General features: G+C 66.6%; 9 protein-coding genes. 5 read left to right on the top strand and 4 right to left on the bottom strand.

Features of this window, described 5'->3' with window-relative positions:
- Positions 1-19 precede the first annotated feature (19 nt).
- Positions 20-2,449 carry a TonB-dependent receptor gene (locus AC5P78_RS10040; RefSeq protein WP_414498189.1) on the top strand — a complete coding sequence of 810 codons (2,430 nt, stop codon included), beginning with the start codon at positions 20-22 and terminating at the stop codon, positions 2,447-2,449.
- Between the two features lie 95 nt (positions 2,450-2,544).
- A complete protein-coding gene (blaL1, locus tag AC5P78_RS10035) occupies positions 2,545-3,417 on the top strand; it encodes a L1 family subclass B3 metallo-beta-lactamase (protein WP_043033597.1) in 873 nt (290 codons plus the stop codon).
- Positions 3,418-3,539: 122 nt separating this feature from the next.
- Here the strand turns inward: blaL1 and AC5P78_RS10030 are convergent, their stop codons facing one another.
- On the bottom strand, positions 3,540-4,076 hold the full coding sequence (locus AC5P78_RS10030) for a DUF411 domain-containing protein (RefSeq protein ID WP_019659812.1): 537 nt from the start codon (positions 4,074-4,076) through the stop codon (positions 3,540-3,542).
- 652 nt (positions 4,077-4,728) lie between these two features.
- On the opposite strand from AC5P78_RS10030, the gene AC5P78_RS10025 reads away from it, so the two are divergent.
- Positions 4,729-5,730 (top strand): DUF4034 domain-containing protein, encoded by a 1,002-nt coding sequence (locus tag AC5P78_RS10025; protein ID WP_241899067.1) that lies wholly within the window; start codon positions 4,729-4,731, stop codon positions 5,728-5,730.
- A gap of 18 nt (positions 5,731-5,748) precedes the next feature.
- On the opposite strand, the gene AC5P78_RS10020 is transcribed toward AC5P78_RS10025, so the two are convergent.
- Complete coding sequence (locus AC5P78_RS10020; RefSeq protein ID WP_201861989.1) at positions 5,749-8,031, bottom strand: FdhF/YdeP family oxidoreductase; 2,283 nt, start codon at positions 8,029-8,031, stop codon at positions 5,749-5,751.
- A 244-nt stretch (positions 8,032-8,275) separates the two neighbouring features.
- Here AC5P78_RS10020 and fdhD point away from each other — a divergent pair, with 244 nt between their 5' ends.
- Complete coding sequence (gene fdhD, locus AC5P78_RS10015) at positions 8,276-9,115, top strand: formate dehydrogenase accessory sulfurtransferase FdhD (protein WP_111198326.1); 840 nt, start codon at positions 8,276-8,278, stop codon at positions 9,113-9,115.
- Positions 9,116-9,880: 765 nt separating this feature from the next.
- Here the strand turns inward: fdhD and AC5P78_RS10010 are convergent.
- Positions 9,881-10,417 (bottom strand): carboxymuconolactone decarboxylase family protein, encoded by a 537-nt coding sequence (locus AC5P78_RS10010; protein WP_088429952.1) that lies wholly within the window; start codon positions 10,415-10,417, stop codon positions 9,881-9,883.
- Between the two features lie 106 nt (positions 10,418-10,523).
- On the opposite strand from AC5P78_RS10010, the gene AC5P78_RS10005 reads away from it, so the two are divergent.
- Positions 10,524-11,420 carry an AraC family transcriptional regulator gene (locus tag AC5P78_RS10005; protein WP_138969964.1) on the top strand — a complete coding sequence of 299 codons (897 nt, stop codon included), beginning with the start codon at positions 10,524-10,526 and terminating at the stop codon, positions 11,418-11,420.
- A 664-nt stretch (positions 11,421-12,084) separates the two neighbouring features.
- On the opposite strand, the gene AC5P78_RS10000 is transcribed toward AC5P78_RS10005, so the two are convergent.
- On the bottom strand, positions 12,085-12,645 hold the full coding sequence (locus AC5P78_RS10000; RefSeq protein ID WP_099523638.1) for a TetR/AcrR family transcriptional regulator: 561 nt from the start codon (positions 12,643-12,645) through the stop codon (positions 12,085-12,087).
- Between the last annotated feature and the right edge of the window lie 3 nt (positions 12,646-12,648).

The following is a 12,648-nucleotide window of genomic DNA, read 5'->3' as shown; positions in this document are numbered from 1 at the left end:
CCTTCCGAAGGACCCCCGCATGACCCGCCCTGTTCCGCCTGCCGCCCTGCGACGGCTGACCCCCACCCTGCTCGCTGCCTGCCTGTGTGCGGCCCTGCCCGCCATGGCGCAGACCGCTGCATCCGCGCCCGTCGAGCTGCACCTGCCGGCCGGCCCGTTGCAGGCCTCGCTCACTGCGTTGGCGCGGCAGAGTGGCATCCAGCTGTTGTTCGCCGCCGACAGCGTGAGCGGCCGCAGCGCCCCGGCTGTTGATGGCCGCTACACCCCGCGTGAGGCCCTGCAGCGGCTGCTGGCAGGCCAAGGCCTGGCGATGCAGGAACGTTCGCCAGGGGTGTTCGTGGTGAGTGCCGCGCCAGCGCCGGCGAAGCCGCGCACCCCGGCCCGGGCCGCATCATCGGCGCCGTCATCCGCCACGACGACGTCGCTGGCCCGCGTCACGGTCTCGGCCTCGACCGCGCGCATGCCGCAGGGCGAGACCGCCATGCCCAATACCATCACGGTGCTGACCCGCGAGGACATCGCCCAGCAGCTGGCATTGGGCTCGGATGTGTCGCGGGTGCTGTCGTCGCAGATCCCGGCGTTTGCCCCGGCGCGCGAGAAGATGTCCAACTACGGCGAAACCATGCGCGGCCGCGGCATCCTGTACATGGTCGACGGCGTGCCGCAGTCCACGCCGCTGCGCGATGGCTCGCGTGATTCGCACACCATCGACCCGGCGATGATCGAACGCATCGAGGTCATCCACGGTGCCAACGCGCTGCAGGGCATCGGCGGTACCGGCGGCATCGTCAACATCATCACCCGCAGTGCGCCCAGTGAGCCGGGTGCGTTCCTGCTCGACACCAATGTCAGCTACAGCGCTGCCCTGCCCAGCCGCCACGACGACAATGGCCAGCGCGGCTCGGCCCTGGTGGGCGTGCGCGGCGAGCAGTTCGACCTGGTCGCCGGCCTGGCCTATGAGAAGCAGGGCCTTTACCACGACGGCGAGGGCCGATCGATCGGCACCAACGCGCAGGGCGAGCTGATGGACTCGACCTCATCGAACGTATTCGCCAAGCTGGGCTGGAACATTGCCGACGGCCACCGCCTGCAGGTCATGGCCAACCGCTATGAACTGCGCGGGCTGGACAACTACCTGGCCATCAACGGTGACTACCGGACCGGTCGCCCGACCATTTCGGTTCCCGGCGATACGCCGCTCGATCCGCCGATGAACCGCTCGCGTTCGCTGACGGTGGACTACAGCGCCGCCGACCTGCTCGGCGGCCGTTTCCAGGCGCAGGCCTTCGCGGTCGATTTCGAAGGCCGCTACGGTGCCAGCCAATGGGATCCTTGGGGCAACACCGGCGCCAATGCCGCCTGGGACCAGACCCAGAACGAATCGGACAAGCGCGGCTTCAAGCTGACCCAGAGCTGGAGCCGCATCGCCGACACCACGCTGGACGTGACCCTGGGCCTGGACGGCCTGCGCGACCGCACCCACCAGGTGCTGCTGGCCAGTGGCATGAACTGGGTGCCGCAGACCACCTACCAGAGCCTGTCACCGCTGCTGCAGCTGCACTGGTGGCCGACCGATCACCTGATGCTGTCCGGCGGCCTGCGTTACGAAAAGGGCGAGCTGGAAGTGGGTGACTACACCACCCTGCCCCGCTACGGCGCACGCAAGGTGGCCGGCGGCAAGCCGACCATGAGCGAGACCCTGCCCAACTTCGGCGCGGTCTGGTACATCAACGATCGCCTCAACGCCTACGCCTCGTATTCGGAAGGCTACACCGTGGCCGACGTCGGCCGCGTGCTGCGCGCGATCAACCGCGACGGACAACGCGTGGACAGCCTCGTCGACCTGTCACCGGTGGTGTCGGACAACCGCGAGATCGGCCTGGAGTACGACGATGGCCGCTTCAGCGGTGACATTGCCTACTACACCTCCGAATCCAAGCTGGGCTCGGTGCTGATCTACGATCCGGGCATCGATGCCTATGCGGTGCAGCGCCAGGCCACCCGCGTGGAAGGCTTTGAAAGCAACCTTCGCCTGCGGTTGGGCAATAGCCGCCTCGGACTGGGCTATGCACGCGCCAACGGCCGCTACGACGCCGACGTTGACGGTCGCCTCGACAGCGACCTGGCTGGTGTGAACATCGCGCCGAACCGGCTGACTGCGTTCTGGGAACAGAGCTGGACGCCGCAGCTGAGCACCCGCCTGCAGGCCAGTCACGCCTTCGACCGCGACTTCGACCTGCGTGGCGCGCAGGTGGCCGAGTTCAAGGGTTACACCACCGTGGATCTGGTCGCGCGCTATACGCTGGACAAGCATGCCTTCACGCTGGGCGTGCAGAACCTGGCGGACAGGCAGTACATCAGCTACTACTCGCAGACCACGCCGTCGAACCCGAGCTATTTCTCCGGCCGCGGCCGGGTGCTGACGCTGGGATGGCAGTACCGGTACTGATCCATGGCGTCCTTATGGGAGCCATGAAATCTATGCGAGACGCGATGAAGGAGGCCCATGCTAGTTTCTGGGCCTCCTTCAAGCGGACGTGGATCATGCGTTTTACCCTGCTCGCCTTCGCCCTGGCCGTCGCTCTTCCGGCCGTCCACGCCAGCGCCGCCGAGGCACCGCTGCCACAACTGCGGGCCTATACCGTGGATGCGTCCTGGCTGCAGCCGATGGCGCCGCTGCAGGTTGCCGACCACACCTGGCAGATCGGCACCGAGGACCTGACCGCGCTGCTGGTGCAGACCGCCGAGGGCGCAGTACTGCTGGATGGCGGCATGCCACAGATGGCCGGTCACCTGCTGGACAACATGAAGCTGCGCGGCGTGGCCCCGCAGGACCTGCGATTGATCCTGCTCAGCCATGCGCATGCCGACCACGCCGGCCCGGTCGCCGAGCTCAAGCGTCGCACCGGCGCGCATGTGGCGGCCAATGCAGAAACGGCGGTGCTGCTGGCGCGCGGCGGCAGCAACGACCTGCACTTTGGCGACGGCATCACCTATCCGCCGGCCAGCGCCGACCGCATCATCATGGATGGCGAAGTGGTCACGGTGGGCGGCATCGCATTCACCGCGCACTTCATGCCGGGGCACACCCCGGGCAGCACCGCCTGGACTTGGACCGACACCCGCGATGGGAAGCCGGTGCGCATCGCCTACGCCGACAGCCTGAGTGCACCGGGTTACCAGCTGAAGGGCAATCCCCGTTATCCGCGCTTGATCGAGGACTACAAGCGCAGCTTCGCAACGGTACGGGCGCTGCCCTGCGATCTGCTGCTCACCCCGCATCCGGGCGCCAGCAACTGGAACTATGCCGCCGGCAGCAAGGCCAGCGCCGAGGCACTGACGTGCAACGCCTACGCGGATGCGGCCGAGAAGAAGTTCGACGCGCAGTTGGCCAGGGAAACGGCCGGGACCCGCTGATTCTGTAGCGTCGAGCTTGCTCGACGGAGCCGCAGAGCAGTCGAGCACGGCTCGACTCTGTAAAGAGCAAGTCGGCCGCGAGGAAAGGTGCCGGTCAGACCGACCGGCACCACCACTGGCTGTCAGCCACCTTGCCCGTGCTGGGCAAACGGCTCGGTGCTGCCGTCGGTGCGCACCAGCTCGACGGTGTACGGCTGCACGTAGCCATCCGGCATTTCCATGCCCGGCGAACCGGCCGGCATGCCGGGCAGCACCAGCCCGCGCGCGGCCGGGCGTTCGGCCAGCAGGCGCTTGATGTCCTCGGCCGGGATGTGACCCTCGACCACGTAACCGCCGATCTCGGCGGTATGGCAGGAGGCCTTGCCGACCGGCACGCCCAAGCGGACCTTGATTGGATTCATGTCATCGGTGTCGCGCACATCGACCTGGAAGCCGGCGGCCTTCAGGTGGTCGACCCAGATGCCGCAGCAACCGCAGCTGGCGGTCTTGTGCACGATGGCGACCGGCAAGGCTGGATCGATCTTGGCCGGGCTGGCCTGGGCCGGTGCCGGTGCTTCGCTGGCGACCGGTGCCGCGGAGGATTCTTCGGCGGCACGAGCGCAGGCGGTCGTGGCCAGCACGGTGCCCAGCAGCAGGCCGAGGGAGAGAGTACGGTTCATTGAGTGATTCCTTTGCAGAGGCGGGCAACGTAGCCCGCCGCCCGCGCATCGAAGGCGCGGGCAGAGTCGAGAAAAAGTCGAGCAGCCATGGCAGGCGCTTGAGCGCCTGCAGGAAATCACACGATGGGGGGACGCAACGGGTCCGGCATCGGCGGCGATGCGCGTTGCTGGGAACGGGCGGCTACAGGCGCCTCGCGCCACGGCGAGGCTAGCGTTCCGCTCAACGTGGCCAGCATGCCAAGACAGGCCGGCGGGCATTCACACTCACCGCTCTGGCAGGCCGCCGGGGCCGTATCATCGCAGCAGCCGGCTGCCGCCATCGCGGCCGCGTGCGGTGCAGCGCAGTGATCCTGATTGGCCGATCCGCCGTACGAAGACGAGGCAAGCGCCAGCGCCGGTGCATTCAGCACCAGGGCGACAAGCAGCATCCAACGCAGCAGCAGGCCAGGCAGGTTCACCCGCCGATGATAGCCGATGCAGGCGCCCTCAGTGGGCTGGCAACGACCCTGACAGCTTGACAACCACGCGGTCGACTTGCGCGATGCCCATTGCTATGGCGAGATGGCAATCGTGCCACCCTGCCTTGCCACGCCCCCGCCCCTGTCCCCGACACGGAGTTCCCCTCATGAAAGGATTCATGCGAACACTGCTTGTGGTGCTGCTGTTGTCGTGCGCGACCATCACCCACGCCGAAGAACCAAGCGAAGATGAAGCAAGCGAACGCGCTGAAGTCTCCCGGCAGGCACAGCAACTGCTGGAGAAGCAGGATTTCGCCAGACTGGAGCAACTCGCCAATCGTTACCGGGATACGGATCGCTACTTCAGCAGTGGTGTCTGGAAGCTTTCGGCGTACTACGTAGGCATCGGCTATGTCTTCAGCATGAGCAACCGTGACCCGGCCTACTGGCAGGGTCGCGAGAAGCTCGTGCAGGCGTGGATCTCGCGCTACCCCAGGTCGCCGTCGGCGCACCTGGCCATGGCTGAGATGCTCAGCCGCCAAGGCTGGAGCATCCGCGGCCCCGGCTATGCAAATACGGTGAAGGAAGAGGACTGGGCACCGTTCAAGGCGCTGCAGCAGCAGGCCGTTGACTACCTGCTGAAGCACAAGGACATCGCCAGCACGGACCCGCACTGGTACGAGTCGATGGAACACCGGGCGATCGAACAGAGTTGGGATGCAGACCGCTTCTTCGCATTGCATGACGAAGGCATCGCGCGCTATCCGGGCTACTTCCCGCTCTACTTTGCTGCCGTGCGCTATTTCGCTCCGAAGTGGGGCGGCGATCCGGCTGGCCTGGAAGCCTATGCTCGCAGGGTCATGGCCGCGGCCCCACCGCAGGACCAATACATGCTGTACGCCCGTATCTACTGGGTCGCCTCGCAGCGGGAGTACGAGGACCGTTTGTTCACCGATTCGAAAGTGAACTGGCCGACCATGAAACGCGGCTTCGAAGACGTGCTGTCACGTTATCCCTCGCCATGGAACCTGCAATCATTCGCGTACTTCGCCTGCCAGGCCAATGATCCCGTCAAGGCCCGTGAACTGCTGGCGCAGATCCAGGAACCGATCGTTGGCGCTTGGCGGGATACGGCCAACTATTTCCGTTGTTCCTTTGCTCTGGATGAACCCAACCCACATGCCGAAGGCCCATAGGACTGGATTCATCCACTGCTAGGCGACCGCCGCCATCGCCCGCATCCGCACCGGGATCGACTTGGCCGCCGGCGTGCCGCTGAGGCGGTCGTAGTAGTCCAGCGGCAACAACGGGTTCAGTTCGGGGTAGTAGCCGGCCAGCGCGCCGCGCGGCATCGGGTAGTCCAGTACGGTCAGGCCCTCGATGCGCCGCTGCACGCCATCACCGCTGATCGTCTCCAGGCTGACCCGCGCCTCCTTGTCCAGCCCGCGCGCCAGCCGGTCCTCGATGTTCATGAACAGCACCATGCGATCGTTGTACACGCCGCGGTAGCGGTCGTTGTAGCTGTAGATGGTGGTGTTGTACTGATCGTGCGAGCGCACCGTGGCCAACCGCAGCATGTCCGGGTCATGTACGGGGTCGTCCACGTCCAGGCCGGGCATTACCAGGATGTTGGCCTTGCCATTCGGCGTGGGCCACACCCGGCGGCGCGGCGGAATGTCCAGATGGAAACCGTGTGGCTGCCGGATGCGCTCGTTGAAGCCGGTGTAGATCTCCGGATACACCGCAGCAATCAGCTCGCGGATGGGTGCGTAGTCGTGCATGCAGCCGGCCCAGTCAACCCTGCTGTCGGGCAGTGTGGCCAGCGCCATGCGGCAGACGATTTCGACCTCGGGCAACACATCGGCGCTGACCGGTTCGAGCACGCCGCGCGAGGCGGTCACATTGGACATCGCGTCTTCGATGGTGACGAACTGCTCGCCGGCCGGCGTGACGATGCGCTCCGAGCGCGCCACCACCGGCAGGATCAGCGCATCGCGGCCATGAACCAGGTGCCCACGGTTGAGCTTGGTGGCGATCCCCACGGTCAGGTCCAGCCCACGCATTGCCTCGTACGCGCGCGGCGTATCGGGCACGGCATGAATGAAGTTGCCACCCAGGCCGATGAACACCCTGGCGCTGCCGTCCAGCATCGCCTCGATGGATTCGACCACATGGTGGCCATGCTCACGCGGCGGGTCGAAGCCGAACACCTGCTGCACGCGGTCGAGATAGGCCGGCTTGGGCTTCTCGTCGATGCCGACGGTGCGGTCGCCCTGCACATTGGAATGGCCCCGGATCGGCCCGATGCCAGCACCGGGCTTGCCGAAGTTGCCACGCAGCAACAGCAGGTTGGCGACCTGCTGCAGCAGGCGCGAGCCGTACTGGTGCTGGGTCAGCCCCATGCCGTAGCAGATCACGGTGGCATTGGAGCGGATGTAGATCTCCGCACAGCGACGGATCTGCGCCTGCGAAATGCCGGAAACCTGCACGATCTGGTCCCAGTCCTGCGCCATCACGTCTTCGCGCAGCGGCTCCAGGCCCACCGTGTGTTCGGCGAGGAAGGCATGGTCGAGCACACGCTCACCCTGCGCCTCGCGCTCGAACATCACCTTCATCATGCCCTTGATCAGGGCCAGGTCGCCGCCGATGCGGATGTGCACGAACTCGCTGGTGATCTCGGTCGAACCGAACGTGGCCATCTGCACCATGTCCTGCGGCTCGGCGAAGCGGATCAGCGCGCGCTCGGGCATCGGGTTGACCGCCACGATCGGAATGCCGCGTTTGCGCGCCTCGACCAGGTTGCTCATCATCCGCGGTGAATTGGTGCCGGTGTTCTGGCCGATCACGAAGATCGCCTCGGCGTGCTCGAAATCCTGCAGCACGATGGTGCCCTTGCCCACCCCGATGGCCGGCGGCAGGCCGCGGCTGGTCGGCTCGTGGCACATGTTCGAGCAGTCCGGAAAATTATTGGTGCCGAACTCGCGCACGAAGATCGAATACAGGAACGCCGCTTCGTTGGGCGTGCGTCCGGAGGTATAGAACTCGGCCTGGTGCGGGCTGTCCAGCGCCTGCAGGTGGCGGCCGATCAGTGCGAAGGCATCGTCCCAGCTGCACGGCACGTAGTGATCGGTGGCCGCGTCGTAGCGCATCGGCTCGGTCAACCGGCCCTGCATCTCCAGCCAGTAGTCGGTCTGCGCCATCAGCTCGGTAACGGTATGCCGGGCGAACAGCTCACGACCGGCACGGAACTGGGTGGCTTCCCAGGCCAGTGCCTTCGCGCCGTTCTCGCAGAACTCCAGCTTCTTGCGTTCGTCGGCATCGGGGAACGCGCAGCTGGGGCACTTGAAGCCACCGGGCTGGTTCATCGCCAGCAACGCCTTCGACCCCTTGCCGATCACACTCTGCTGCAGCAACACCTTGGCGGTGGCTCCGGCGGCACCCCAACCACCGGCGGGCTGGTTGTAGGGCTTGTAACGCGGCGGCTTCTGCTCGGACATGTTCGGGAACCTGACGGGAGGAACGCGGCAACAATGGGCACAACGCGGTCCGGCGGCGCTTTCGGACGCACAGCCAGCCCCACAGTCAAACACGGCCTGCACGGCTTCGCCAGTGGGTGCGCGCTGTTTTCAGCGCAGCCTGCCATGACAACGGTTACACCTGCGTCAGCGCATGGCCACTGCGCTATTCTCGATGGCGTGGGTGGTCCACCACCTGCGTATCTCCCTTGTCCGGACGCGCTGCATGCCTGATTCGACCCCACCGCACACCCCGCCTGCCGGCACGGCCCAGCGCCCGTTGCAGCGCTGGCGCAGCGAGGGGCGACAGCCCCTGGTCGACGTGGTGGCCGAGGAAGTGCCGGTGGCGCTGCGTTACAACGACGCCGCCTTCGCGGTGATGATGGCCACGCCCTGCGACCTGGAGGACTTTGCGCTTGGGTTCTCGCTCAGCGAGGGACTGATTGCTACGCCCTCGCAGCTGCTGTCGATCGACATCCGCCCACAGCTGGAAGGCATCGAACTGCAGATGACCGTGGCCGAGGAGGCACCCGGTGCCGGCCTGGACCCCGCCAATGGGCGCCTGCTGCCCGGCCGTGGTGGCTGCGGCCTGTGCGGCACGCGCCAGCTGGAGGAAGTGCTGCGACCGCTGCCGCAGATCCGCGAACGCCGCAGCTATTCCGCCACCGCCCTGCAGCGGGCGGTGGCGACCTTGGCGCAGCACCAGCCGATGAATGCGGCAAGCGGTTCGATCCACGCCGCGGCCTGGGCCGACGCCAGTGGGCGCATCGGTTGGGTACGCGAGGACGTGGGTCGCCACAATGCACTGGACAAGCTGATCGGCGCCCTGCATCACAACGAGCACGCCATCGACGGTGGGTTGCTGGTGATTTCCAGCCGTGCCAGCTACGAAATGGTGAGCAAGGCAGCGCGTGCGGGAGCCAGCGTGCTGGCGGCGGTTTCGGCGCCGACCGCGCTGGCGATCGACCTGGCCCGCAGCGCCGGCCTGTGCCTGGTCGGGTTTGCACGGGAGAGCGGGTTCAATGTGTATACCCATCCCGAGCGGCTGCAGGCAGACGACATTTAGCGTCGACTGGGTAGTCGTCGACTGGGTAGAGTCGACTGTCAGTCGACTGCTCTTCGTTCAGCCCCCCCGAAAACCCCGCGCTGCGCGCGATAGTCGACTGACAGTCGACTCTACCCGGTCGGCTCCATTCAGACCGGCCCGGGCGACCACTGCCACCCGGGCCAGGCCAGGTCTCAGCGCAGCGCGACCTTCGGGAAGTCCACCGGCACGTCAAACGCTGCGTTGTAGAGTCAACTGTCAGTCGACTGCTCCTCGTTCAGACCCCCGAAAACCCCGCGCTGCGCGCGATAGTCGACTGACAGTCGACTCTACCCGGTCGGCTCCATTCAGACCGGCCCGGGCGGCCCGCTGCCACCCGGGCCGAACCGAATCTCAGCGCAGCGCGACCTTCGGGAAGTCCACCGGCAAGTAACGCTGCGTTGTAGAGTCGACTGCTCTTCGTTCAGACCCCCCGGAAACCCCGCGCTGCGCGCGATAGTCGACTGACAGTCGACTCTACCCGGTCGGCTCCAATCAGACCGGCCCGGGCGACCACTGCCACCCGGGCCAGGCCAGATCTCAGCGCAGCGCCACCTTCGGGAAGTCCACCGGCACGTCGAACGCTGCGTTGTAGAGTCGACTGTCAGTCGACTGCTCTTCGTTCAGACCCCCCGAAAACCCCGCGCTGCGCGCGATAGTCGACTGACAGTCGACTCTACCCGTCTACCCGGTCGGCTCCATTCAGACCGGCCCGGGCGACCGCTGCCACCCGGGCCAGGCCAGATCTCAGCGCAGCGCGACCTTCGGGAAGTCCACCGGGACGTCGAATGCTACGTTGACGTAGTTGGTGAACAGGTTGAGCGCGACGTGGGCGAGGATCTCAACGATCTGCTCATCATCGAAGCCAGCCGCACGCAACGCCTGCACATCGCCATCGGCAATCTGCGCTCGTTGCTCGACCACCTTCAGCGCGAAGTCCAGTGCAGCGGCGGTAGCCGGGTCGTTGGACTGGCCGATCTGCGCGGCGGCCATCTGCTCGCCGCTGGCGCCGGCCTTGCGGCCCAGCGCGGTGTGCGCGGCGAGGCAGTACTCGCAGGCATTGCGGTTGGCGATGGCCACGGCGATCTGCTCGCCCAACAGCGGCGACAGGCGACCGCCGCCCAGCGCGCCGAACGCACCCCACATGCTCTGCAGCGCGGCCGGCGAATTGGCCACGGCGCGGAACATGGCCGGGGTGGCGCCGAAGGCGGCGTGGACCTGGCCCAGCAGGGCCTGACGGTCGGCGGTGGTTTTGGCGGCATCGATCAGGGGGACACGGGACATGGTGGATCTCCTTGGGAAAGCGCCCGGAATTGGACGACCCGCTCATCCTAGGTAGACTCCCCGGACGAATCAGGCGCAATAGACCACACATGTTGTCCATTCATCCATGAACGTGTCCGCCGACGCTTCCGCACCCGACCGCCTCTCCTCCCTGTTGGAACGCTTCCGGGTGCAGGCCGCGCTGTTCCACAGTGGTCCGCTGTGCGGACGCCACGTCTTCGAGCCGCAGCCTGGTCGTGCCTTCCTGCACATCCTGCGCCAGGGTGAAATGGAGGTCCGCCATCCCGGGGGCGATATCGCGCTGCCCCGGTTGAAGATCGACACACCCAGCCTGCTGCTGTATCCGCAGCCGCTGCACCATGTGTTCTTCAATGCACCGCTGGATGGCCCGGATTTCATCTGCGCCACGCTGGACTTCGATGGCGGCGCGCGCAATCCGATCGTGCAGTCGCTGCCACCGGTGATGGTGGTGCCGCTGGCGGCGATCGGCGAACTGGATGACACCCTGCACCTGCTGTTCGCCGAGGCCGATCGCCAGCGCTGCGGTTCACGGCTGCTGACCAACCGCCTGTTCGAGGTGGCGCTGATCCAGATCCTGCGCTGGGTGGTGGACCACCCGGATGCGGCGGGCGTCAGCCATGGGCTGATGCGCGGGCTGTCCGATGCGCGGCTGGCCCGTACGCTGGTGGCGATGCACCAGGCGCCGCAAGACGATTGGACGCTGCCGCGCATGGCTGCGACTGCCGGCATGTCACGCAGCGCGTTCGCGGCGGTGTTCAAGGAGGTGATGCAGGCGACGCCGGCCGCTTATCTGCTGGACTGGCGGCTGAGCCTGGCCTGCGCGCAGCTGCGGGCAGGCGTGGCGGTCAAGCAAGTGGCGATCGAGCTGGGGTTTGCCGATACCGCCTCCCTGTCGAAGGCGTTCCGCAAGCGGCTGGGAGCATCGCCGAGGGCGTGGCTGGCCGCGAGCGCCGCGCAGGCTGGGCAGACGCGCGAGGGGTAGAGTCGATTGTCGCGCGAAGCGCGGGGTTTTCGTTGTCTGACCGAAGAGCAGTCGACTGAAAGTCGACTCTACCGAAGCGCATTTTCGCGGCCTGACCGAAGGGCAGCCGACCAGCGGTCGGCTCTACCACGGGCAATGTCTGCGCGCCGGCGGGCCGCTCAACTGGACGTTCCGTCATTCTCGCTGTCGAAGGCGTTCCGCAAGCGGCTGGGGGCCAGGCTGGGCAGACGCGCGAGGGGTAGAGTCGACTGTCAGTCGACTATCGCGCGAAGCGCGGGGTTTTGGTTGTCTGATTGAAGAGCAGTCGACTAACAGTCGACTCTACCGAAGCGCATTTTCGTGGCCTGACCGAAGGGCAGCCGACCAGCGGGCGGCTCTACCACGGGCGATGTCTGCGCGCCGGCTGGCCGCTCAACTGGGCGTTCCGTCATTCTCGCTGTCGAAGGCGTTCCGCAAGCGGCTGGGGGCCAGGCTGGGCAGACGCGCGAGGGGTAGAGTCGACTGTCAGTCGACCAGCGCGCGAAGCGCGGGGTTTTCGTTGTCTGACCGAAGGGCAGTCGACTGACAGTCGACTCTACCGAAGCGCATTTTCGTGGCCTGACCGAAGGGCAGCCGACCAGCGGTCGGCTCTACCACGGGTGATGTCTGCGCGCCGGCGGGCCGCTCAACTGGAGGTTCCGTCAGACTTCGCCAACAACCCGGCGATGCGCTCGGCAACACGGGCGCGCACGCCTTCGTCCAGCTGGCCTTCGTACATCGCCTCGTAGATCCACAGGCCATCGGCGGCCAGTCGCGCCACGAAATTGTCGAGCGCGGCGCTGTCTTCCGCTGCACCCGCCTCCGGCGGCAGCGGCGCCCAACGCCGCACCGCCGGTCCCCACGGACGCTCATCGGCGTCCGGGTCCGCCGATTCGAGCATGAACATCAGTTCGGCACGGGTGGCACTCTGCGCCGAGACACGCACGAAGGTCTGGTAACGCTCCAGTGCCGTCGCTTCATCCGCGCGCTTGCCCAGCAGCGTTTCCATCGACGTTTCCCAGGCCTGCACCAGGTGCTCGTCGATGCCGCGCAGCAGCGCCTCGCGCGACGGGAAGTGGTACAGCAGGCCGCCACGGGTCAGCTTGGCCTCGGCCGCCACCGACTCGAAGGTCACCGCACGCACGCCGTCACGATTGATCACGTTGACGGCGGCGTCGAGGATGCGGTCGCGCTTGCTGGTTCTCATCGC

The organism is Stenotrophomonas sp. YJH_SMC_133 (assembly GCF_059370655.1).
This window is presented reverse-complemented; position numbering and strand designations above follow the sequence as displayed.

Coding starts and splice junctions, on each gene's coding strand:
- AC5P78_RS10040 (WP_414498189.1), top strand. CDS start 20: ATGACCCGCCCTGTTCCGCCTGCCGCCCTGCGACGGCTGACCCCCACC.
- blaL1 (WP_043033597.1), top strand. CDS start 2,545: ATGCGTTTTACCCTGCTCGCCTTCGCCCTGGCCGTCGCTCTTCCGGCC.
- fdhD (WP_111198326.1), top strand. CDS start 8,276: ATGCCTGATTCGACCCCACCGCACACCCCGCCTGCCGGCACGGCCCAG.
- AC5P78_RS10030 (WP_019659812.1), bottom strand. CDS start 4,076: ATGAACCGTACTCTCTCCCTCGGCCTGCTGCTGGGCACCGTGCTGGCC.
- AC5P78_RS10000 (WP_099523638.1), bottom strand. CDS start 12,645: ATGAGAACCAGCAAGCGCGACCGCATCCTCGACGCCGCCGTCAACGTG.
- AC5P78_RS10020 (WP_201861989.1), bottom strand. CDS start 8,031: ATGTCCGAGCAGAAGCCGCCGCGTTACAAGCCCTACAACCAGCCCGCC.
- AC5P78_RS10010 (WP_088429952.1), bottom strand. CDS start 10,417: ATGTCCCGTGTCCCCCTGATCGATGCCGCCAAAACCACCGCCGACCGT.
- AC5P78_RS10005 (WP_138969964.1), top strand. CDS start 10,524: ATGAACGTGTCCGCCGACGCTTCCGCACCCGACCGCCTCTCCTCCCTG.